The following is a 23,049-nucleotide window of genomic DNA, read 5'->3' as shown; positions in this document are numbered from 1 at the left end:
AACTTTAGTGATGATGAAGAAAGGAGTGAAGATTATGAGAAGAAACGTTGGGTTAGTAATATTAGTATTTGCATTGATGATGGTGCTTATCGGTGGTTGCAGCGCTAATAAAGAAGCCCTCCAAGAAGACAGGGTGGCGCCGATGGCGCCGGCGGCCGTGGCGCCAGAGGCCAAGCCGGTAGAACAAGCGGCTCCCGTTGAAAAGGCCCCGGCAAAAGCGAAATTTTCCGTAGGTGAGCCAGTGCTGGAGGGAGCGGATAAAGCAGCACCAGCAGCAACGACCGCCGCAGTAGCCGTGCCTGCCAGGGAACTTTATGAATTGGCCGATATCCGTTTCGATTTCGACAAATTCAACCTTAAGGATGAAGCGCGGGCGAGCCTTAAGAATCATGCCGAATGGCTGAATAAAAATAAGGATGTCATGATTGTTGTAGAGGGGCACTGCGATGAAAGAGGCACCGCCGAATATAACCTGGCCTTGGGGGAAAGGCGCGCCAATGCGGCAACTAAATTCCTCGTTGACATGGGCATTGATGCCAAGAGAATCAAGACCTTAAGCTATGGCGAGGAACTGCCTCTGGATAAAGGACATACCGAAGACGCTTGGGCCAGGAACCGCCGGGCGCATTTTGACGCCTCCGGGAAAAAATAATCAAGTGAGGTTAAGCGCTTGAAAATAAATATTTTTCTGCTCATGCTTTTGTTGGCGGCACTAATCGGTTGTGCAACTACTGATGATTTGAAAAAGGTCCAAAGCGAGTTGGATCAGAAGATAACCGATGTAGTGAACAACAGGGTGGTGGTGGTGGAAAAAAAGGTGGCGGCAGTGGAGAAGCATCTGTCCCTCCTGAAGGCGGAAGACAATGCTATCCGTGGCGAGGTTGCCAGAAACTTTGAAGCCGTCACGGCTTTGCGCAAGAGCACGGCGGAAACGGGCGCCGATATAGCCGACATCCGGGATAATATCCAGCAACTGAGGGGCCAGGTGGAGGCTCTGCGTAAGGATCTCGCCACCGTCGTGACGCGCACCAATAAGGATGAGGACGCCAAGGAAATCAGGGAAAAACTCAATAACGCGGTTTTCAAGATCAATTTTATCGAGAATTTCCTGGGGATCGGAAAAAGAGAAGACCAGCCGGAGGGAACGGAAAAGGGCGAAAAGCCCAAGGAAGTTACCAAGGGAAAACCTGATAAGGAGTCGGCCTATGCCGCCGCCTATGAGCTTTTCAAGGATGGCAAATTCGATAAGGGCAGAGAGGCATTTCATAACTTTCTGAAACAGTACCCCGACACGGAATATTCCGATAATGCCCAGTTCTGGATCGGGGAATGCTATTATTTTGAAAAAAAGTACGAGAATGCCATCCTGGAATATGAAAAGGTGGCCAAGAATTATCCTGACGGCGACAAGGTGCCTTACGCCCTCCTGAAGCAGGGGATTGCCTTTATGAACCTGGGTGATAAGGCCAGTGCGAAGCTTATTCTGCAGCGGGTGATAAACGACTATCCCAATACTAATCAGGCTCGCACGGCAAAGGCGACCCTTCTCAACATAAAATAGAAGATGGAACAGACCCGCTTATCTATTATTCCCAGGGCGGGTCATCCCTATCCATGCCGGTAGGCGTTATACCCCTGGGGATGGGTAGGTCAAAGATTTCCTCATCCTCCGGGGCGCACAATTCCATATCGTCATAATTAACAATTATCCGAGCCTTCCCGTCTTGGGAAACTATCGTTACCTGTTGCGGCCAGTCGCTTTCTCCCAACCGGAGGTAGTTGCCATAGCTTACCCGATGGGTAAGTTTGGTGTTGGCGTCAAGTATTTCCATGTCTGTTAGTCGCTCAACATTGCTGTCCGACCACAGTATCCGGATTATCCGGTTATTCAAGAACAGGTCCAGACGTTTCCTGTCGCCTTCACGAGATTCCCGGTAACCGATTTTTTCTTCGGCGACAGGTGGGGGAGGAGGGAGGCCCATAAGGACATATACCATATCCGTCGGGGATAGACTGAGCGGCAGGAAACGCGACAAATTTTCCCGCGACGGACGACCCTGATAATATTCTTTTTTACCCGGCAAAAAAATCTTCAGTTTTTCCCTGTTCAGAGAGAGGAAGAAATCCGGTGGGCCGAAAAGAGGGATGCTTTCTATCCGCATCAGTGATGGGAGTTGGAGCAGCATGGCTACCCGCAGATGACGTCTGCCGCCTTCTGCCGTCAGGTCAATATCCGCCATCGCTCTCAGGCCGCTTCGGACTTGATTCCTGCCGCTTAGTTTTTCCCAGCGGGGATCAAGCGGAGCAGGAAGCTGATCCGGGGCATGGGGCAAGGTTACGGCCGGCGCGCAGGAGGCAAGAAAGCAGCAAATGAGCAGCGCCAACATTTGCTTAGTAATATTGCTTGTCTGTGCCGCCAAATTATCCAATATTACTACCCGCTATTTTATTAGTGCGTTAGGATTTGCTTTATCGAGGAAAGCAAATCCGTTAAAGCTCTTATCCCGCTCAGCGGGGCTTATCCCGTTTATCGGGGTTGTGACCCGTTATCTTCATCTTCTCTATCTTCTGCGGCACAGTTTTATGGTCGGGATTCAATTTCATGACTTGCAGATAAATCTCTCTGGCCGCTTCAATTTGGCCTGATTCGACATAGACATCGCCCAGGTGTTCGGCAACGGTGGCATCCTGGGGAAGCCCGGCGGCCGCTTCTTTTAAGTATTTTATGGCCTCCGCCAGCTTATTCTGTCGGAAACAGACCCAGCCCAAGCTGTCCAGCATGTATGCATTACCCGGCTTTAGCGTCAGCGCCTTTCTAATTAAATCCTCAGCTTCCACCAGTTTGATGCCGCGGTCGGCGTAGGAGTAACCGATAAAGTTCATGGCCTCGGCATTTTTACCGTCCATTTGCAGGACGGTCTCCATCTCCCTGATGCTTTCCGGGAAACGGTCTGTCTTTTCGTAAAGTGCGCCCAGACTGAAATGCAGCATGACACTGGGGGAGACCTGCAGGCCCATCTTTAAGGTTTCTTCCGCCCTTAGAAGTTCTTTTTTTTCTTCGTAGATGGAAGCAAGCAAGGCATAAAGATCGGGGGCATCTTTTCTGTTGTCAATGGCGGCCGACAGATTGGCGATGGCGGCCTCGATTTGGCCGGTATTTTTCAGCATCAGGCTGATGCTTAACTGGGCGGCAGGAAATAGTTCCGCCTCCCGGGGTATCTTCTGCAACTCGGCGATGGCCTGCTGGTAATCCTTCTGGCCTTCATAAGCTGAAGCCAGCAGGTATCTCAACCGGTAATCGCCGGAATTGGTCTTAAGCAGCTCCAGGATGATTTCCGCGGCTCTCTCAAAGCGATCGCTTTCTAAATAGAACAGACCCAGCCGGTAAGCAATCTCGCGGCGGCCCTTCCCCCAGGTAAGTGTCTCCCGCAGCTCCTTTTCCGCCTCTTCCGGTTTCTTTAGTTTTAGCAGCAGATCGGCTAATTTGAGCCTGACGTTTACACTGTGCGGGTTAGCCTTGATGTAGGCGCGATATTTTTTTACCGCCTGGTCATTCTTTTCCTGTTTTTCCAAGAGACGTCCGAGGTCGAGTACGGCCGGTTCAAACCCAGGTTTTAAGGCCAACGTCTTCTTATAGATTTCTTCGGCGGCGCCATATTGTTGAACTTCGCTCAATGTTTTTGCCAAGTAGTAATTCCCCATGATGTGATCGGGATCGCTATCCAGCAGCCTGCGGAAAGTGGTAACTGCTTCTTCGTACTTCTTGGCTTCTCCATAAAGAATACCTGTATAGAGCAGCGCATCGGCATTGCGCGGCTCAAGTTCTGTGACTTTCAGATACTCGCGGAGGGCATTATCAAAATTCTTGACATTCAGGTACAAGTTGGCCAGCAGGAGTCTGGCTTCAACGTCACTGCCGTTTTCCGCCAGCGTCTTTTCGCAGATCGCAATGGCCCTGGAGATATTGCCTTTTTCGCTGTAAAGACCGGCGAGTTCCGTGGCTAAAAAGGCCGACCGGGCATCAAAACCAAGGGCTTTTTCCATCTCCTCGATCGCATCATCCAGCTTCCCGCTTAAGGAAGAGAGCACGCTCAGGGAATAATGATAGGAAGCAAGATTGACGGGGGTGAGGTCGGCCTCGACAGCCGTGATATCACCGGCCCTCGTCCCAGGCGGCACGCATCCCGCGAGACAAATAAAAATAGTAATAATCAACAGCCATTGTTTATTAAGAAATGTTTTCATAAAAAGTTATTCATTCCTGTTGGTTTATTATCTCTCGCCGATTATTTCCACCAGCTCCGAAGGTGGGACAATGCGGATGCCTCGCGACTGAAGCAGCGGGATAGCTTCCTTAAGCGCTGCCACGGTGCCGGGATAGGGATGCCCGATGATCAAGAGGGGCGAATTGTTATTCTCCAAGTGGTCGAGCAAATTCTTGAAAATCAACTCCTGATCCTGGTCATTGTCGAGAAAAAGCCGTCGCGCCGCAAATCTGATCCGCGTTTTTCTGGCCAAGCCCTCCGCCCGGGAAGCTGCCGTTGTTCTGCTGTCAACAAAGAACAGCCCCTTTTTCTGCAATTCCGTCAGGACGACCTGAAGTTTTTCCTCATCCTCCATGAAAGCCGATCCCATGTGATTATTGGCTCCCGCGACATAGGGAACGACGGCGAGATCATCATCCAACTGCCTCCGCAGATCATTTGCCGTCATATCGCGGAAAAGCGCCCCCGGACCGGGTTTATTTTTTCCACTGCGCGGTTCCATGGGGATGTGCAGCAGAATCTCGCGTCCCTGACGGTGGATCATCTCCGCGGCAGCTTTAGCATGGGGAGTGTAGGGCAAAACGGCGAAGGCCAGCGGTGCATCAATTCTGAGCAGTTCATCCACCGGCGCCAAGGCAAAGCCTATGTCATCAATGATGATGGCGATGGATATTTTCCCCTCTCCGCTGTTCGGGCGCCGGGGGGGAAAATCCGGTGTCCGGACAGGAGTTTTCTCCCCAGTTGCTTCTTTCTCTTCTCCGCTTTCCTGCGCCCGGTCAACATCGCCGGGCGGCCGGGAAAATATATAGTAGGACGTAATCAGGACGATTATCAACAATATAAGGCCGGTGAGGCCCGTAATAAGTTTCATGCCCTCCTTTAAACTCTGCGTCGGCGCCTACTAATATTTATTTGAAGTTTTTCTTGAATATCTCCCAGCTCTTTAAGATGTCTATCGCGCTCTTGATCTGGTTATCAGGCGCCGCTGCTTCGTCAGATTCATCTTTTTTCGGGTCTGCCTTCGGTTCGACAGCCTTGAGGCCATTTTCTTGCGGTGACTTTATGTGTCCAGGTAAATCACGTTCCCTCATCATTCCCTCCGGCGTTGCCTTGGCCTCCACCGGTGGTGCGTATTTCACGATAATATCAGGCATAATACCCTCGGCCTGGATGGAGCGTCCATTGGGAGTGTAGTATTTAGCCGTTGTTAATTTCAAGGCCGAGCCGTCTTCCAGCGGAATGACGGTCTGCACCGACCCCTTGCCGAAAGTCTGGGTGCCTATAATAACAGCCCTGCCGCTGTCCTGCAGGGCGCCGGCGACTATCTCGGCGGCGCTGGCGGTTTCCTCATTGACCAGCACGACCATCGGACAGGTTGGTTCATCGCCGTCGTTGTGGGCGCTGTTCTTGCTTTCCATACCCTTTGTCCTGCCCCGCGTGGAGACAATGATACCGGACTTCATAAAAACATCGGACACTTCTACCGCCTGATTAAGCAGTCCGCCCGGGTTGTTCCGCATGTCGAGGACGAGACCCTGCAAAGGCTGCATTTTTTCCGTTACCTCGCGGAGTGTCTTTTTCAAATCGTCGCTGGTTCTTTCCTGGAAAGCCGCTAATCTTATGTAGCCGATGTTCTTGTCAAAATTCTTTGTCTTGACGCTTTTGACCTTGATATCTTCGCGGGTCAGGACAAACTCTTTGGGCTTTGCCAGGCCTTCTCTCATAATTGTCAGGGTTACCTTGGTATCTTTTTTCCCCCGCAGTTTCTTAACCGCTTCCGAGATGGTGATATCTTTGGTAAATTGTCCGTCAATCATGATGATCTGATCACCGGATTTGACGCCCGCTTTAAAGGCCGGCGTGTCCTCGATTGGCGAAACGACAGTCAGCACACCCTTATTCATAGTAATTTCAATGCCGATGCCGCCGAAGCTTCCCCGCGTGTCTACCTCCAATTCCTTGTACATCTCCGCCGTCATGAAGCTGCTGTGCGGATCCAGCGACTTCACCATGCCGTTGATGGCTCCTTTGATCAAGGTGTTGGCGTCCACCTCTTCCACATAATTTTTTTCTACGATATCCAGAACCTCGTTGAAGGTTCGGAGTGTCTTATAGACGCTTTTGTCTAAGGCCGCTACCTGACTGTCGCCATAAGGGCCCAGGATGACAAGGAAAGTGATTGCCAAGAGCAATGGCAGCCATCTCTTACGAGCAAACATCTTCATTAAAACCTCCCGGAAATGCGCGATTAAATGACGCGCTGTGGGGTGATTACACTTTTCTCAGGCAAATTTCCACATTATTTTTTTTGGGTTCCCAAGGCAGTAGAGGTCTGCCTATGATGGAAAAAAATGGTTATGCCGGTTCTTGCGTACTTCTCTGACGTAAATACTCGGCTAAACCCATTGGTCAAATTATGTGGTGAGTATTTTTCTGAAGCTTCTGTCCAAACGATAAAGCCAGACCGCCTCTGTTTCGCTGCCATGGACAGGATCTTTAAGGCCAGATTTTTTTACTTGCACCCAAGGAAATCATTTGGCTCTTACGTAGTCATAAATAGCTTTAGCCGCCTGTCTTCCGGCGCCCATGGCGAGAATAACCGTAGCCGAACCCGTCACGATATCTCCTCCGGCGTAAACCCCTTCCCGGGTAGTTTCCCCTGTTTCGCCTTTGGTCAGGATATAACCCCACTTGTTGACTTCCAGCCCGGGGGTTGTCGTCTGGATCACGGGATTGGCCATCGTCCCGATGGCTACCACTACCGTATCCACCTCAATGGTGAATTCGGACCCTTTTACCGGGGCGGGGCTGCGTCTACCGGAGGCATCCGGTTCACCCAGTTCCATTTGGATACATTTCATCTGCTTCACCCAGCCTTTATCATCGGCAAGATATTCAACCGGGGCATGGAGGAGTTTGAACTGCACCCCTTCTTCTTTTGCGTGATGCGCTTCCTCTTTCCTGGCGGGCATTTCCACCTCGGTGCGCCGGTAGATGATATAAGCGTTGTCCGCGCCCAGGCGGAGGGCGGTTCGCACCGAATCCATGGCCACATTGCCGCCGCCGATGACGGCCACGTTCTTCCCCCGGACAATGGGCGTATCATATTCCGGGAACAGATAGGCCTTCATGAGATTGGATCTAGTGAGATACTCATTGGCCGAATAGATGCCGTTGAGGTTTTCACCGGGGATATTCATAAAGACCGGGGCGCCGGCGCCGACTCCCAGAAATACGGCATGAAATCCTTCCGCAAAAAGATCATCCACCGTCTTAAGTCTACCGATGGCGGCGTTTAATACAAGCTTCACGCCCAGTTTTTCCAGATAATTCACCTCGGCATCCACAATCGCTTTGGGAAGACGGAACTCGGGAATCCCGTAAATCAACACTCCGCCCGCTTTGTGCAGGGCTTCAAAAACCGTCACGTCGAGGCCCGCTTTAACCAGATCTCCGGCGATCGTGAGCCCGGCCGGCCCTGCGCCCACAATGGCGATTTTCTTACCGGTCGGCTGAGCCACCGGGGGAATCACAATATTTCCGGACTCCCTTTCAAAATCCGCGGCAAAACGCTCCAGTCTGCCAACGGCAACGGGGTCGCCTTTCTTACCGAGGATGCAGAGTTTTTCACATTGATCTTCCTGGGGACAAACCCTTCCGCAGACGGCGGGAAGGGCATTCGTCTCTTTGAGTTTCCAGGCCGCTTCGATAAAGCTCCCTTCGGCAATCAGCTTAATGAAGGCCGGGATATCCACATCCACGGGACAACCGGCCACACAACCTGGTTTTTTGCATTGGATGCACCGGCCTGCCTCTGCCAGGGCCAGCTCTTTTGTATAACCGCAAGGAACCTCATTGAAGTTCTGGATCCTCTGCCCGGGCGCCTGCTCCGGCATACCCTGCCGGGGGACTTTTTCCGTTTTCTCCTTCTTTGCAAGCTTCTCGTTATTTTCCATGACATTCACACCTGTATCTTTCCAGCGCCTGTTTTTCATCATCAGCATACATCTTAAGGCGGCTCATCAATAAACTGAAATCTACTTCATGGCCATCAAACTCCGGACCATCCACACAGCCGAACTTTGTCTTTCCGCCCACCGAAACACGGCAGGCGCCGCACATCCCGGTGGCATCCACCATGATCGGGTTCAGACTGACGATGGTCTTTATGCCGTATGTCTTCGTTAATTTGGCGACAACATTCATCATCGGCACCGGTCCGATGGCATATGCGATATCGATCTTCTCGCCCGCGTCAATGAGATTCTGCAAGACGTTGCTTACAAAGCCGTGAAATCCGTAACTGCCGTCATCGGTGGCCACCAGCAACTGATCACTGACCTTCCTCATGTCGTCCTCGAGAATCAGGATATCCTTCGTCCGTGCTCCGATGATGGATATCACTTTATTTCCCGCCTTCTTGAGCGCCGCCGCAATGGGGTATGCCACACCGATACCTACGCCTCCGCCGACGCACACCGCCGTGCCGAAATTATTTATTTCGGTCGCATGCCCCAGAGGCCCCAGCACATGCATGATACCGTCGCCCCTCTCCATTTTAGCCAGTTGAGCGGTCGTTTTTCCCACGATCTGATATATAATGGTAATGGTGCCTCTTCGACTATCAGAATCAACGATGGTCAAGGGAATCCTCTCGCCCTTTTCGTCGATCATCAACACGATGAACTGTCCGGCCTTTCTCTTGCGGGCAATCTCGGGAGCCTCAATAACCATTCTGACCACAATTTCCTGCAAAAAAGTTTTTTCCAATACCTTGTGCAATGCTCTATCTCCTATCTTTTAATATTCATTCATTACGGGCCGTTAGCCCCATGAATCAGCACCGGAGCGCCTGCGAGCAACCTGAACGTTCCCTTTCAGCTTACAGGACTTAACCAGTCTGAATTAAGAATCTTCTTCCGACGTGGTGGTTTATAAGGGAATATGTTCTCTGTTGTCAAGGCTAATTTAACTAAAATATTTATTTCTCATTACGTGTCAATTAAGGAAGCCCCGGCCGGTGGGTAAAACCTCTGATGTCGAAGTTCTGCCCACCGAACAGTTTGGCTCCCCAGCGCGGACTCGAACCACGGGCATGGTGGTTAACAGCCACCCGCTCTACCGACTGAGCTACTGGGGAATGATCATCTACAGCTCGTGCAGACGGCCAGGTCAGCCATCGGTACACCCGTCGTCTCGCTGATGAATTGCAACTGATCCTTCGGAGCAAAATACCGGCCGCAGGTATCGCAGGCCAGCATCGGGAAGGTGCGTCCCCAGATCGTGCGGGTATCCTGGGTGGTCTCCATCTGAATGTGACCCGTGGGGCAGACGTAGGCGCAGGCGCCGCAACCAATGCAGGCCGCGGAAGCTTCCCGGAAAGGCCCTCCCAGCGTCTTTGCCGATCCCCGATAGGAAAAGCCGATCGCGCTTGCCCCCACAATCGTCTCGCAGGTCCTGACACACATGCGGCACAGGATGCATTTGCCCTTGTCCGTATCGGGGATAAAGCGCACCTGGGGCACGACGCCCATCTCCCGGGCCATTTCCTTCAGCACGTCGGCCTCGGGGTTGCGCGCCAGGAGCAGCTCCATGACGAGGCGGCGGACATTCAGGACCCGCTCGCATTTCGTATCAACGACGAGATCTTTCTCCACCTGATAGAGACAGGAGGTCACGATCCTCGCCCGGTTGCCTTTTTTTATTTCCACCACGCAAAGCCGGCAAGCGCCCGATGACTCCAGGGAATCGTGCGAACACAACGTGGGAATCTCAATGCCATTGGTCCGGGCCACCTGCAGAATGGTCGCTCCGGCCTCGGCCTCAACGTGCTTGCCATCTATGATTAAATTAACCATTTTACCCACCTTTACTGAACATTAATCGCGTCAAACTTGCAGCTTTCAATACAGGCGCCGCATTTGATGCACTTGGCTTTGTTGATCTTATGAGGTGTTTTCTTCGCGCCGCTGATCGCCCCCGTGGGGCAGGCCTTCAGGCAGACGCCGCAAGCGGTGCACTTATCCGCCGTAATAGAGTAACGGATCAGCCCTTTGCAGACACCGGCGGGGCAGCGCTTGTCGCGGATGTGGGCCTCATACTCGGCCCGGAAATACCGGATGGTGCTCAAGACCGGGTTCGGGGCGCTCCCGCCCAGCGCACAGAGGGCGCCGTCTTTGATGGCGTGGGACATGCTTTCCAAAAGCGCGATATCTTCTTCCCGGCCGCGCCCGGCGCAGATCTCTGCCAGAATTTCCTTCATCCGGCGGACACCTTCCCGACAGGGGACGCATTTCCCGCACGATTCCTCCTGCAGGAAGGACAGAAAATATTTCGCCACATCCACCATGCAGGAACGATCATCCATAACGATCATGCCGCCCGAACCCATCATGGAACCAACCTCATAGAGCTTGTCAAAGTCCACCGGCAGGTCCAGCAGACTCTCGGGGATGCAGCCGCCCGAGGGGCCGCCGGTCTGCACCGCCTTGAACTTTCTCCCTTTGGGAATGCCGCCGCCGATGTCGTAGATGATCTCCCGGAGGGGCATACCCATGGGAACTTCCACGAGACCCGTATTATTGATCTTGCCCACCAGTGAAAATATCTTGGTGCCCTTGCTCTTGGCCGTGCCGATGGCGCCATACCACTTATGGCCCTTATTGATGATGAGCGGCACATTGGCCCAGGTTTCCACGTTATTCAAGACGGTGGGGTTGTCCCAGAGTCCCTTTTCGACGGCATGGACATACTTGGCGCGCGGTTCCCCGGCGCGGCCTTCGAGAGAAGCGAACAGGGCCGACGATTCGCCGCACACAAAAGCACCGCCGCCCCGGTTGATCGCAATATCAAAACTAAAACCTGAACCAAGGATATTTTGCCCCAAAAGACCCGCCTCGCGGGCGCTCGCAATGGCCATAGTCAGGTGGAGTACCGCCAGCGGATATTCATTCCGCACGTATATGAAGCCCTGCCGGGCGCCGATGGCATAAGCGCCGATGATCATGCCTTCCAGGACACTGTGGGGATTACCCTCCATGAGGCTCCGGTCCATGTAAGCGCCAGGATCGCCCTCATCGCCATTACCGATGACATACTTCGTCGCTCCGTGGGCCTCCCGGCAACCTTCCCACTTGACGCCCGTCGAAAAACCGCCGCCGCCACGACCGCGCAGACCCGCTTTTTTCACTTCCTCAATAATCCCCGTCGGAGTCATCGCCAAAGCTTTGCCCAGGGCCGTATAGCCGCCCAGGGCCAGGTAGTCCTCAATCCGTGTCGGATCAATCAGACCATTGGAACCAAAAATAAGGCGCTTTTGTTTCTTGTAGAAGGGCACGTCCTCTTCCTGCCGGACCTGTTTGCCGGTCTGGGGATCGCGATAAAGGAGCTTCTCCAGCACCTCGCCCTTGGCCACCGTCTTGGCAACAATGTCGGCCACATCTTCGAGCTTGACCTGCTGATAAAAAATCTTCTGGGGATAAATGACGACGAGCGGACCTTTTTCACAGAATCCGAAGCAACCCGTCGCCTTGACCTCAACTTTCAGTTTCTGTTTAACTATTTCCTGCTCCAGAGCTTCCTTGACCTTGACGCAACCGTAACCGCGGCAGCCAGTGCCGGCGCAAATCGTGACCAGCGGCTTTTTGGGATCCCATTGCTTAGCCAGTGTCTCCTGAAGTTTCTTCAATTCCTTGGCATCTGCCACTCTTTTCATGACCGTGCCCCCTTCTGCAGCGATGCGATGACTTTATCTGCCTTTTTCAAGTTCACCTGCCCATGATATTCTCCGTCCGTCACCATGACCGGGCCCAGCGCACAGGCCCCGACACAGTTCACCGTTTCCAGCGTAAACTGGTAATCGCGGCTCGTCTGACCGGGCTTCAAGTGCAAAGTCCTTTCCAGCTGATCGAGAATATTGGCCGCTCCGCGCACATGACAGGCCGTGCCCATACAGAGCTTAACGATATGCTCGCCCTGCGGAGTCAGGCTGAAGGCCTTGTAAAAGGTGGCCACTTCATAAACCTTCGTCAGGGGTACGAACAGTTCCTGGCTGATATAGCTGAGGGCTTCCTGCGGCAAATACCGGTAAGCCTCCTGGACATCCTGCAGAATGGCTATCAAAGAGCTCCGCTCGCCATGATACCGGGCGACGATCTCTCTGGCCTTTTTCAATTCAACGGTTTTCGCGGTTTTCATGCTTCATCCACCCTAATAATTGCCTGTAAAATTGATTGTTGACCTTTATTCTTCCGAGCCGGTTAAAAGCCAGGAAAAAGAGTGTTCCACCTTGTTCTCCAACAAACGGTATTCCATATCCACGCGCTGCTGGATGGACTTGATCTGGTCCGGCCGGAGATGACGGAAACGCCCTTGGAGCTTGATGTAATCTTCCACCGGCCGCCGCTTTTTCGGCATGTCCATCGTCATCCGGTACTTCCCGTTTTCCACTTCATACAGCGGGAAAACCCCCGTCTCCACAGCCAGACGTCCCATTTTTATACAGACTTCCGAACCGCACCGCCACCCCGTGGGGCACACGGAAAGGCATTGGATATAGGCCGGACCTTTAACCTGCCGGGCCTTCTTGACCTTGTTCATGAAATCCAGCGGATAGCTGTGGCACGCCGTGGCCACGTAGGGGACGTTATGGGCCACCATGATTTCCGGTGCATTCTTTTTCCAGGTTTTGTTGCCGATGCTCTGCTTGCCAGCCGGGGCCGTCGTGGTTGAAGCGCCGAAAGGAGTGGAGCTGGAACGCTGGATGCCCGTATTCATGTAGGCTTCATTATCGAAACAGACGTAAAGCAGGTCATGACCCCGCTCCATCGCGCCGGAAAGGGCCTGAAAACCGATATCCAGGGTGCCGCCATCGCCGCCGATGGCCACGGCCTTCACGCGCCGGTCGGCGATTTTCCCCTTGCGCCGCAAAGCCTTCAATCCCGCCTCCACACCCGATCCGACCGCGGCCGAGTTGGGAAAGGCCACATGTATCCAGGGCAGCTTCCAGGCCGTGGTGGGGTACAGAGAAGATACGACCTCCATGCAGCCCGTGGCATTGGCGATGACGGTGTCCTTGCCCAGGGCCTTGCACATCAGACGGATGGCCAGGGCTTCACCGCAACCCTGACAGGCGCGGTGACCGCAACTGAAGTATTCTTCCTTGTCCACTAACTTCGGGGCAAATAAATCAAAATTCTCGATCAAACCCTGTGGGTTGTTTGACATATTCAGGCTCCTCTAACTCCGTAGAATTCGTACAATTCCTTCGTTCCCTTGCCGGCTGCCTTCGCTGCCTTTTCGGCAATCGCCATAAAATCCTCCACCATCATGTCGCGTCCGCCGAGACCAATGAGATAATCCAGCACCACGGGGCGATCCGATTCGTGATAAAGGGCCGACCGGACCTCAGAACCGAGAGGGCCGCCGGGGCCGCCGAAGGAAACCGCCCGGTCCAGCACGGCCAGCACCGAAGCGCCCTGAACGGCCTTCTTCAACTCCGCAAAGGGGAAGGGGCGCCAAAGTTTCAACTTCAGCAGCCCTACCCTTTTACCCTTTTTCCGCAATTCGTCCACCGCAATCTCCGCCGTCTCACCCATTGAACCCATGGTCATCAACAACACTTTGGCGTCTTCCGTCCGATAGGAAGTGACGGGCTCATATTTCCGGCCAAACATTTTTTCCCATTCCTTCCACACCTGGAGAATAACCTTCTTCGAGTTGACGAGTGCGTTATCCTTGCCTTTCATCATCTCGTTGAATATCTCCGGCAAACCCAGAGCGCCCATTGTTACCGGCTTGTCTGGATGGAGCGTGGCGTAAGGAACGTAAGGAGGCAGGAATTTATCCACCTCCTCCTGCGAGGGAAGCTCGAAGGGTTCCACCATGTGGGTAAGCTGGAAACCATCCATATTGAAATTGACCGGCAGCATGACATCGCGGTGTTCGGCAATCTTGAAGGCCTGGATGGCCATATCTATCATTTGCTGGCCATTTTCTCCAAAAATGGAAATCCAGCCGGCATCGCGCTGATACATGATGTCGCTGTGATCGTTCCAGATGTTCAGCGGCCCGGAGATGGCCCGGTTGGCAACGGACATGACAATGGGCAGTCGCATGGCCGAGGCAATGGGTAATACTTCCGCCATATACATCAGCCCCTGGGAACTCGTAGCGGTAAAGGTTCTGGCCCCCGTCCCGGAAGCGCCCATGACGCAGCTCATGGCAGAATGTTCCGATTCCACCGTGATAAACTCCGCGTCCAACCTGCCTTCGGCGACAATATCCGACAGATGCTCCGCCACATGCGTGTTGGGTGTAATGGGATACACAGCCGCCACATCAGGCCGACACAGGGCCACGGCTTCCGCCACGGCCATCGCTACTTCCATACCAATACGTTTCGACATGGCCTATCCCTCCCCCACCATCTTTATGGCCTGCGGCCAGCATTCATGGGAGCAAATCCCACAGCCCTTGCAATAATTCAGATCAGCCGCGAAATAGCCATCCGCATCGGCGGAGATGCAACCCTCCGGGCAGAATATATAGCAAATACCGCACTTGATGCACTTGGCATTATCCCACACGGGCCGCAGCGCCCGCCAACTGCCGGTATGATAATCCCGCGCGCTTCCGGGACGGAATACGATGCATCCCGGGTTGACTTCCTGCCAGTTTTCTGGCCATTTCTTGTCTGCCATCACCTTACCTCGGAATTAATTCGTTAATTTATTTTCAACTCGTCATAAGCCCTTTGCATGGCCTGCAAATTTTTCGGAGCAATCCGGCCGAAGCGATGCTCAACCGGCACCCGCATGGATGCCATCTTCACCACAGCAGTGGCTTTGATCAGGGCGCCCAGCATGGTGGTATTGGTAATGGGGACGCCCAGCTCTTTCCAGGCGATTGCCGAACCATTCACAATCCCCAGCCGTTTTTTATAGTTCAGGGCTTTTTTTATCTCCGCCCGGCTTCGCTTCGTATTGACAATGAGGATGCCGTCTTCTTTCAAGCCCTCGGCAACGTCCACGAGGCCTATCAGCCCCTCATCAAGCACGATCACCACATCGGGACGATAGATGCCGGAACGGACCTTGATCTGTTTATCATCCACGCGGTTGAAAGCCGCCACGGGGGCGCCCCGGCGCTCCGGGCCAAAGCTGGGAAAGCCCTGGGCATATTTCCCTTCCTCAATGGCCGCCAGCGCAAGCAATTCCACGGATGTCACCGCGCCCTGACCGCCTCTTCCATGCCACCTGATCTCTATCATCGGACAATCTCCTACGTTAATACTTAATAAGTGCTGAGCGCGAAGCGTTATTATAAATACTTTTTTCTGTCAATAATTATTCCGTCAATGCTATTCCATGCCCCGCCGGAATTCAATGGATTTGGCCAGGGTCATCGGATCGGCGTATTTGAGGTCGCCCCCGACCGGCACCCCCAAAGCGATGCGGGTTACCTTGATCCCTTTTTCCTTGACGAGCCCGGTAATGAGCAGGGCCGTTGATTCTCCCTGGACATTCGGATTCGTCGCGACGATAATTTCCCGGATTACGTTCCCGGCTATGCGGTGCAGAAGTTCGCGGATCTTCAGTTGCTCCGGGCCAATTCCATCGAGCGGGGCCAGGACGCCGTGGAGAACATGATAGAGCCCCCGGTACTCGCCGCTTTCCTCGATGGCGATCAGGGCATCGGGCTCTTCCACGATACAGATGGTTTCCCTGTCCCGGTTCTGGTCAGCACAGATATCGCAGCAGTCATTTTCCGTAAAATTAAAACAAATCGGGCAGAGCCGGATCGCCCGTTTAACCTCCAGAATGCTTTCGGCCAGCTTCCGGGCTTCCTCATCCGAGGCTCGCAGGATAAAGGTGGCCAGACGGATCGCCGTTTTCTCGCCGATGCCGGGGAATCGGGAAAGTTCCTTGATCAGCCTTTTTATGGGTAAGGCGTAGCCGGTCATATGCGCATCACATCAGGCCGGGGATTTTCAGCCCCCCGGTAAGTTTCGCCATCTCCGACGAAGCCATCTCCTGCGCCTTCCGGATACCTTCGTTGACCGCCGCCACAATCAGGTCCTCTAACATTTCCAGATCATCCGGGTTGACGACCTCCCGGTCAATCTTCAGTGATTGCAGCTCAAATTTGCCGTTGACCACGACCGCCACCATCCCACCGCCGGCGCTGGTCTCCACGGTCCTTGTCTCCAGCTCCTTTTGCAGGCTGCCCATCTTCTCCTGAAGCCGCTTGGCCTGCTTCATCATCTCTCCGATATTCTGCATTAAATTTACTTACCTCCTGTGCAATTTTTAACTATTTCTGCGCGGAATAATCTCCCGCACTTCTGCGCCTTCAAACAGGTCAATCGCCTTTTGCAGCAACGGCTGGTTCATGGCTTCCTGACGCAAATCATGGTTATTTCCGGCCATCCCATTGGGCTTGCCCGGCAGATCGCCCTGGTCAGCTTTAATGGTCTCAAACTTCAACTGGACATGGGTGCCAAAAAATGGCCGGGCCAGCTCTACCAGGCGTTCCAGATGCTCTCTTTCCCGGACATAATCCAAGGCGAATCCCACTGGAAAACCGACCGTTACGGCTTCCTCCGCATAACTGATAAATACCCCCTGAGCGATGTTTGACCCCAGACCGGGGCTCTGTTTTTTAACATGGGCTTTATAATCCGCCCACCGCTGCTCCGGTGCAGCATCGGCGGCGCTGTACCCGCGCTGATCCTCCTGAACCAGCGGCGGCGAAGGAACCTTGGCCGCAGCCGAAAGCGGTGACACGGGCGGATTCGTCCGGTTCGCTGCCGGGAGCGCTACCTTTGACGCCCCCCCTGCCGCAAGCTTTTTTTCCAGCGCTTCCATTCTCGCCAGCACTTCCGCAATCGGGATCAGCTCCTCTACATAGGCCATTCTGACAATCGCCGTCTCTAAATGCAACCGGGGATCCTGAGTCCGGCGCATGTTTTCCTCTTCCGAAAGCAGAATGTCCAATAGTCTCTGGATGGTCTCCCGCGCCGCACCGGCCACCTGGGTCTGCAATTGCACAATATCATCTTCCGTCAGGTCAAAAAGGGAGGGGTTCGGGCCGGCGATTTTAACAAAGAGCAGGTTGCGGAAATGATTAAGCAGCAACTGGAAGAAATGCTTCATATCCAGACCGGCATAATAACCGTCATTGATGACTTGCAGACACTTACCGGCATCTTTCGCGAGGATTGCCGCGGAGAGCTGAAAAAGAAAGCGCCGGTCCGCCAGACCCAGCAGTTCCTCCACATCGGTGTCCTTGATAGCCGCACCGGCATAGGAGATCACCTGGTCAAAGATGCTCTGGGCATCCCGTAAACTCCCCTTGCCTGCCGCGGCGATCCAGGCCAGCCCGGCGGCGCTGATGACGATCTGCTCCGCCGTGGCTATCTGCTGCAATTTTTCCACAATCTGCTTGAGCGGGATGATGCGAAAATCATGACCCTGGCAGCGGGAAAGGATCGTGGCCGGGATCTTGTTCAGTTCAGTGGTGGCAAAGAGGAAAACCACATGGGAGGGCGGCTCCTCCAGTGTCTTCAGCAGGGCGTTGAAGGCCGGCGCGGTAAGCATGTGGACTTCATCAATAATGTAGATCTTGTAGCGACCGGAGGCGGGAGAAAATTTGACGTTTTCACGTAGTTCTCTGATCTCATCAATGCCGCGGTTCGAAGCGCCGTCAATCTCACGCACATCCATGGACTTTCCCGCGGTAATTTCCAGGCAATGGGAGCATACCTGGCAGGGCGTCGGGGTTGGCCCCTCTACGCAGTTCAGGGCTTTGGCCAGTATCCGGGCCACAGAGGTCTTGCCGACCCCGCGCGGACCGCTGAAAATATAGGCATGGGCAATGCGGTTCTGTAAAATGGCGTTCGTGAGCGTCCGGGACACATGCTCCTGGCCTACCAGATCGTTGAAACTCTGAGGCCGCCACTTGCGCGCTAAGACGAGATATTCCATTTTGCTTCCTTATTATGCCATGAACGAAGTGGATGGGAAAATTTTAAAGATAGCCAGGCTGGCCGCACACACGTCGGTAATTGCTGCCGCTGCTTCCTTCCGGACCTGACGGGGTTCACAACCCTCTGTTGCGCAGGGCCCGGCTACCTAATAATCGTCGCCTGACAAAAATCTCAATATATGGCGGAGAGAGGGGGATTCGAACCCCCGGTACACCTTTGTGGGCATACACACGATTTCCAGTCGTGCTCCTTCAGCCGCTCGGACATCCCTCCGTATATTGAAATCACACAATTTTTTAATGGCGGAGAGAGGGGGATTCGAACCCCCGTGGGAGCTTTTGGCCCCCAAATCGATTTCGAGTCGATCCCGTTACGACCACTTCGGTACCTCTCCACAATTCCTTATATGTGTTAACGAGCGGCGGATGTTATCCTCTTTTCCCGGAAAAATCCACTCATAATTTCCGCACAGGCATCCCCCCGCACACCCTCGGTAATTGCCACCGAGTGGTTGAGTTTCCCATCGTCCAGCAGATGATAGAGCGAAACCACGGCGCCGCTTTTGGCATCCCGTGCGCCAAAGACCAATCGGCTGATGCGAGCCTGCACAATGGCTCCGCAACACATGACACAGGGCTCCAGCGTCACATAAAGCGTCGTCCCGGTAAGCCGGTAATTGGACATAATTTGGGCTGCTGCACGGATAGCCATAATTTCCGCATGGGCGGACGGATCGTGCAGCGCAATCGGCAGGTTGTGCGCCCTGGCCAGGATATCGTTCCCGCAGGTAATGACGGCCCCGACCGGCACCTCTCCTGCCGCCCGGGCAGCGCCGGCCTCCCCAAGGGCCAACTCCATGAACATGTCATCGTTTGCCGTTAACATGCCGCATAGGATAAAAATTTGTGGCGTTTGTCAAGAAAATAAGCGGGGAATATTGTTCAGGGTGCGTCAAGGGAAAGGGAGGCTGTCTGAAAATTCCTCAACCCAGGGAACGTTTCTATCCCGTTACCGCCAGAAAAAGCAGAACATGGAGATTAGCAATTCGAACAGCCGCTGCGCTCCCCCATCAAGCGCAAGAGCCCCTCCAGAGCGCTGAACATGTTGATTTGTGGCAGGCCCTGGTCCGTAAGATAATGCACCAGTTTCAGGGTCTTGAAGCCATCAAACCAGCAGTGGAAGTGGCGCTGCAGGCCTTCGCGACGTCTGACGTTCTTTCTGATTCTGGCCCAGGCCGCTGGAAACTGGTGTAGTTCCAAAAAGGCGAGGAGCCGGGCGTCAATCTGACCGGCCTGGATCATTATCTCGGCCGTTTCCCTGTCCGGCGCCGCTTCCATCGCCTGCAGCCAGCGTTTCAGGATTATAAAGATGCACGGATCGTAGAGTAACCACTCCTCTTCACCCTCTTCCAGAAACCGGGTGATGCGCCGGCCGGTACCGAAAGGAACGCGCCGGGAAGGTCGGGCCGAAGGATAAACGGTTGTGGTCCCGATGGAACCGACAGCCTGGAACTTAGCCAATTTATTCAGAAAATAGAAATCCTCCGCGGCATCCCGCCGGTTCATGCCGCCCACCGCCACGTAGGCCTCCGCCGTACAGACCATGGTGGAACCGATGGAAGGAAAAGCATAAGGCGAACCGGCATAACGGAGCCCGAGCACATAATAACGCAGAAATATTTCATAATTGACGATCGCCAGGCGCTCGCGGGCAGCAGCGGGTATCTGGTGGACATAGTTCACCACGGCCGCCGCGTTTTCCGGCTGGAAAAAACTCCTGATCGCCTCCAGATAGTTATCCTCCACCAGTGTGTCGGCATCCAGACTGATCAGGAGTTTCTTGCCGGGCCGGGTATAATCAAATAATCGCAAGGCCGCATCCAGACCGAGCTTCCGGGCCGTCCCCACGCCGCCGTACTTATCCGGCATTTCCCTCCCCGGCGAAGAGGCATCTATATAGGCCAGCCGCAGGTTGGTGGGGACGGGGGCGTGGCCCGGCCAACCTTTGATCAGGGAGTGCAAATATTGGATGGTCTCCTGATTGTCTTTGATTTCTGCGGGAGAGCTGACATTTAAGCCCCGGTTATTGATCACGCAAAGAATCAGGGAACGCCCAAGTTCCCGGTCAGGATTGTGGGCCAGACTGGCTAGGGTGGCCGGAAGAGAACTTTTTTCCGCCAGGGCCGGGATAACCACTATCCGCTCAATGCCGCCCAGTTCCGAGGCAACGAGGGGACGATCCAGCAAGGCGAATTTATCTTCGTACTCCTGGATATGCCGGGGAATCATCACGCCCATAAGCGTTTAACCAATCTTTGCAGCTTTTCATAGTCCGGATATTCCAGCCAGTTAATCGTTGCCCCCTGTTTTTCCATGCGCCTAAACCAGGTTTCCTGCCGCTTGGCAAACTGATGAATTCGCGTGTTGAGCTGCTGGAACATATCCTGATAACTGAGCTTGTCCTGCAGGTACAAAGCTACATAACGATATTCCAGACCTAAGAAATGCATTCGCTCCCAGTTGCAGATGCCCTCGTCATGGAGCCTTCTTACCTCATCAACCATCCCGCTCGCCAGTCTTTCCTCGAGGCGGCAGGTAATGCGCCGGCGCAGGACAGATCTTTCCCACCGTAAACCAATGATCAGCGGGTTCAATGGCGGCAGGCGGCCCTCCCCTTCCCCGCCATGCTGTCGGGAATACTCGGCAATCTCAATCGCCCGGATGAGTCGTTGTCTGTCCTGGAAATCGGTCGTGTTGTGCAGGACCGGATTGAGCTTCCGTAATGTTTTGATCAGCGACCCGATCTCTTCTTTCTGCAACTCTGCCCGCAAGTCAGAGTTTTCCGGCACCTTGGCCATCCGATAGCCCTTCAGGACAGCATCAATATAAAGCCCTGTCCCGCCTGACATTATCGGCAAATGATTCCTCGCCGTTATGTCGGCAAAGCAGCACGCAAATCTTTCCTGATAGTCAAAAACGCTGAATTCGTCAGCGGGAGCAACGATATCTATCAGATGATGGGGCGCCATCTCCCCGTTAACCAAGTAATCATTAAGATCCTTGCCCGTCCCAATATCCAGGCCACGGTATACCTGACGGGAATCGGCGGAGATGATCTCTCCCCCCAGGTCTTTGGCCAGGAGGGCTGCCAGTTTGGTCTTGCCGGAGGCAGTTGGCCCCAGAATAACGATTAGATCCATATTCTGATCAGGAATTGTCGGAAGGGGACGAAAGGGGTGATCGCGACTTTTTCTCCCGGTAAATCTTCTCCGTGATTCCTAAATTCTCTCCGTATTTGAGCGCATGCTCTTTTGCAGCAGCACCTGCTGCTTCGGCATCTCCCGCAATGACGGCTTCAACGATCGGACAATGCATGCCCTCAGGATGCAACGTAAACAAATTGCGTTCTCCCGATACGAGTGCAAATGTTTCTATCCCAATCCTTATCAGCCCCATGAGTGATCTCTCCAGAGCCTCGAGAAAGCGGTTTCCGCTCATCTCAGCCAGGATAAAATGCACAGCCATTTTGCTGGTAATATCATCCGATAGGGTTTCAACCGGCAGTTCCTCCGCCTCCAGCGCATCGCGCAAGCGTTGGGCATATTCCGGTGTGATGTTACGGGCAGCAAGACTTGCTATTTCAGCTTCCACAATCCTTCTGACGTGATGCACTTCGGAAATAGAGATCTTTTCAGCGATATAAAGATCCCGGAACGCATTCACCGAACATTCGAAGGTAAGCTCCGTGACGTAGGAACCACCTGTGGGACCCTGCCGCGTCAAGATAAAACCCGAACTTTCCAGGGACCGTAATGCTTCATGAATTGCCACCCGACTGACCTGAAAGTCATTGGCAAGGTCTCGTTCCGAAGGCAGTTTATCGCCTTCCTTAAACTGACCCGCAATAATGGACTGTTTCAGCTGTTCCGCCACCTCTTCCGAAACCCTGAATTGTTTAATTGGCTTAAATATTGGCATATTTTCTCCTTGGCCCAGGCTATTACAAAAAAAATTATTATGCAATATCTTACCACCAAATACTTCTTGACATCCAATATTATCTGGTCTAACATTAAGCCAAATCGCATTTACCAGGGAAAATGTAGTTTAGAACTATAAACCATTCTTTCAAGAGTGCGCTTATGAATCTTGCCCACAATCTGGAAACATCAGCCTCCTTTTTCCCCGATCGTCCCGCTATCCGGGAGGGTGGCATCGTAATTTCTTACGGAAACCTCAATGATCAGGCAAATCGCATTGCCACCGGACTTATCAAAATGGGGATCAAGCCGGGTCAGCACGTTGGCCTCTGTGCCCCGAACTCGGCGGAATGGGTTGCCTTCTATTTCGGGGTGCTCAAGGCAGGCGCTGTTGCCGTAACCCTCTCATCCGTGCTGAGCAAAGCGGAATTAGCGCTTTTTATAGAACATGCCCGGCCGCGTTTTTTGTACACCACCGAAGCCAGACTGCACGATTTGAAGCTGCTGCAAGACACCGGCTTCCTTGGACAGACGATCTGTCCGGGAGGCGACTTGGACCTGCCCCGGCTTGTCGGCATGGGCTCCGGAACCTTTAAAGCCATTGATCGGGGGCGCAAGAATACCGCCGCAATTCTCTATACCGGAGGCACGACCGGAACCCCGAAGGGGGGCATGTGGACCCATGAAGGCATCAGTTTTTCCAGCTGTATGATTGCCTACTTCGAGCGGTCCGTGGAGACGGATGTTGCGCTGTGCTTTATGCCCTTTAACCATGTCTTCGGCCAGATACACATCATGAACTCGACTATTTTCAGCGC

The 23,049-nt window shown here is 53.6% G+C and carries 23 protein-coding genes, 3 tRNA genes and 1 other RNA gene; 3 read left to right on the top strand and 24 right to left on the bottom strand.

What is annotated here, in order from left to right:
- Positions 1-34 precede the first annotated feature (34 nt).
- Positions 35-652 (top strand): peptidoglycan-associated lipoprotein Pal, encoded by a 618-nt coding sequence (pal, locus tag NT140_12415; GenBank protein ID MCX5832664.1) that lies wholly within the window; start codon positions 35-37, stop codon positions 650-652.
- An 18-nt stretch (positions 653-670) separates the two neighbouring features.
- Positions 671-1,561, top strand: a complete 891-nt coding sequence (gene ybgF / locus NT140_12410; GenBank protein ID MCX5832663.1) for a tol-pal system protein YbgF — start codon at positions 671-673, stop codon at positions 1,559-1,561.
- 25 nt (positions 1,562-1,586) lie between these two features.
- Here ybgF and NT140_12405 read toward each other — a convergent pair whose 3' ends face one another.
- The 24 genes from NT140_12405 to NT140_12290 all read right to left on the bottom strand — a co-directional run bounded on the left by NT140_12405 (position 1,587) and on the right by NT140_12290 (position 22,229).
- The gene (locus tag NT140_12405) at positions 1,587-2,429 is read right to left on the bottom strand and encodes a DUF4292 domain-containing protein (GenBank protein ID MCX5832662.1); all 843 of its coding nucleotides are present in this window, start codon (positions 2,427-2,429) and stop codon (positions 1,587-1,589) included.
- Between the two features lie 79 nt (positions 2,430-2,508).
- Positions 2,509-4,245: a tetratricopeptide repeat protein gene (locus NT140_12400; GenBank protein ID MCX5832661.1), complete on the bottom strand. Its 1,737-nt coding sequence runs from the start codon at positions 4,243-4,245 to the stop codon at positions 2,509-2,511.
- Between the two features lie 27 nt (positions 4,246-4,272).
- A complete protein-coding gene (locus NT140_12395; protein MCX5832660.1) occupies positions 4,273-5,136 on the bottom strand; it encodes a divergent polysaccharide deacetylase family protein in 864 nt (287 codons plus the stop codon).
- A 37-nt stretch (positions 5,137-5,173) separates the two neighbouring features.
- A complete protein-coding gene (locus NT140_12390; GenBank protein ID MCX5832659.1) occupies positions 5,174-6,490 on the bottom strand; it encodes a S41 family peptidase in 1,317 nt (438 codons plus the stop codon).
- A gap of 306 nt (positions 6,491-6,796) precedes the next feature.
- Positions 6,797-8,161 (bottom strand): NADPH-dependent glutamate synthase, encoded by a 1,365-nt coding sequence (gltA, locus tag NT140_12385; protein ID MCX5832658.1) that lies wholly within the window; start codon positions 8,159-8,161, stop codon positions 6,797-6,799.
- Between the two features lie 49 nt (positions 8,162-8,210).
- Positions 8,211-9,047, bottom strand: a complete 837-nt coding sequence (locus NT140_12380; protein ID MCX5832657.1) for a sulfide/dihydroorotate dehydrogenase-like FAD/NAD-binding protein — start codon at positions 9,045-9,047, stop codon at positions 8,211-8,213.
- A gap of 282 nt (positions 9,048-9,329) precedes the next feature.
- Positions 9,330-9,405, bottom strand: a tRNA-Asn gene (locus NT140_12375).
- A 4-nt stretch (positions 9,406-9,409) separates the two neighbouring features.
- Positions 9,410-10,123 (bottom strand): 2Fe-2S iron-sulfur cluster-binding protein, encoded by a 714-nt coding sequence (locus NT140_12370; GenBank protein ID MCX5832656.1) that lies wholly within the window; start codon positions 10,121-10,123, stop codon positions 9,410-9,412.
- An 11-nt stretch (positions 10,124-10,134) separates the two neighbouring features.
- The gene (locus NT140_12365) at positions 10,135-11,979 is read right to left on the bottom strand and encodes a 4Fe-4S binding protein (protein MCX5832655.1); all 1,845 of its coding nucleotides are present in this window, start codon (positions 11,977-11,979) and stop codon (positions 10,135-10,137) included.
- Positions 11,976-12,461: an NAD(P)H-dependent oxidoreductase subunit E gene (locus NT140_12360; protein MCX5832654.1), complete on the bottom strand. Its 486-nt coding sequence runs from the start codon at positions 12,459-12,461 to the stop codon at positions 11,976-11,978. Before NT140_12360 ends, NT140_12365 begins: the two co-directional genes overlap by 4 nt.
- A gap of 45 nt (positions 12,462-12,506) precedes the next feature.
- Positions 12,507-13,490 (bottom strand): pyruvate synthase subunit PorB, encoded by a 984-nt coding sequence (porB, locus tag NT140_12355; protein MCX5832653.1) that lies wholly within the window; start codon positions 13,488-13,490, stop codon positions 12,507-12,509.
- Positions 13,491-13,492: 2 nt separating this feature from the next.
- Positions 13,493-14,671: a pyruvate ferredoxin oxidoreductase gene (gene porA / locus NT140_12350; GenBank protein ID MCX5832652.1), complete on the bottom strand. Its 1,179-nt coding sequence runs from the start codon at positions 14,669-14,671 to the stop codon at positions 13,493-13,495.
- Positions 14,672-14,674: 3 nt separating this feature from the next.
- Entirely contained in the window at positions 14,675-14,965 is a 291-nt protein-coding gene (locus NT140_12345; protein ID MCX5832651.1) for a 4Fe-4S binding protein, read from the bottom strand.
- A 23-nt stretch (positions 14,966-14,988) separates the two neighbouring features.
- Positions 14,989-15,534 carry a 2-oxoacid:acceptor oxidoreductase family protein gene (locus NT140_12340; protein ID MCX5832650.1) on the bottom strand — a complete coding sequence of 182 codons (546 nt, stop codon included), beginning with the start codon at positions 15,532-15,534 and terminating at the stop codon, positions 14,989-14,991.
- Between the two features lie 90 nt (positions 15,535-15,624).
- Positions 15,625-16,227 (bottom strand): recombination mediator RecR, encoded by a 603-nt coding sequence (recR, locus tag NT140_12335; protein ID MCX5832649.1) that lies wholly within the window; start codon positions 16,225-16,227, stop codon positions 15,625-15,627.
- Between the two features lie 7 nt (positions 16,228-16,234).
- Complete coding sequence (locus tag NT140_12330) at positions 16,235-16,546, bottom strand: YbaB/EbfC family nucleoid-associated protein (protein ID MCX5832648.1); 312 nt, start codon at positions 16,544-16,546, stop codon at positions 16,235-16,237.
- Between the two features lie 27 nt (positions 16,547-16,573).
- On the bottom strand, positions 16,574-18,250 hold the full coding sequence (gene dnaX, locus NT140_12325) for a DNA polymerase III subunit gamma/tau (protein MCX5832647.1): 1,677 nt from the start codon (positions 18,248-18,250) through the stop codon (positions 16,574-16,576).
- A gap of 48 nt (positions 18,251-18,298) precedes the next feature.
- Positions 18,299-18,395: signal recognition particle sRNA small type (gene ffs, locus NT140_12320), an RNA gene on the bottom strand.
- Between the two features lie 36 nt (positions 18,396-18,431).
- A tRNA-Ser gene (locus NT140_12315) sits at positions 18,432-18,525 on the bottom strand.
- A 27-nt stretch (positions 18,526-18,552) separates the two neighbouring features.
- A tRNA-Ser gene (locus NT140_12310) sits at positions 18,553-18,646 on the bottom strand.
- A gap of 17 nt (positions 18,647-18,663) precedes the next feature.
- A complete protein-coding gene (gene tadA / locus NT140_12305; GenBank protein MCX5832646.1) occupies positions 18,664-19,137 on the bottom strand; it encodes a tRNA adenosine(34) deaminase TadA in 474 nt (157 codons plus the stop codon).
- A 152-nt stretch (positions 19,138-19,289) separates the two neighbouring features.
- Positions 19,290-20,549, bottom strand: a complete 1,260-nt coding sequence (locus NT140_12300) for a hypothetical protein (protein ID MCX5832645.1) — start codon at positions 20,547-20,549, stop codon at positions 19,290-19,292.
- Positions 20,540-21,451 (bottom strand): tRNA (adenosine(37)-N6)-dimethylallyltransferase MiaA, encoded by a 912-nt coding sequence (miaA, locus tag NT140_12295; GenBank protein MCX5832644.1) that lies wholly within the window; start codon positions 21,449-21,451, stop codon positions 20,540-20,542. Before miaA ends, NT140_12300 begins: the two co-directional genes overlap by 10 nt.
- 7 nt (positions 21,452-21,458) lie before the next feature.
- Positions 21,459-22,229: a GntR family transcriptional regulator gene (locus NT140_12290; GenBank protein ID MCX5832643.1), complete on the bottom strand. Its 771-nt coding sequence runs from the start codon at positions 22,227-22,229 to the stop codon at positions 21,459-21,461.
- Between the two features lie 164 nt (positions 22,230-22,393).
- Between NT140_12290 and NT140_12285 the strand changes: the two genes are divergently transcribed.
- Positions 22,394-23,049, top strand: a 656-nt coding sequence (locus NT140_12285) for a class I adenylate-forming enzyme family protein (GenBank protein ID MCX5832642.1), incomplete at its 3' end; no start/stop codon positions are given.

The organism is Deltaproteobacteria bacterium (genome assembly GCA_026388415.1).
Lineage (GTDB): Bacteria > Desulfobacterota > Syntrophia > Syntrophales > JACQWR01 > JAPLJV01.
Note: the sequence above shows the minus strand (reverse complement) of the source record. Positions and strands in the feature narration are given on the sequence as shown.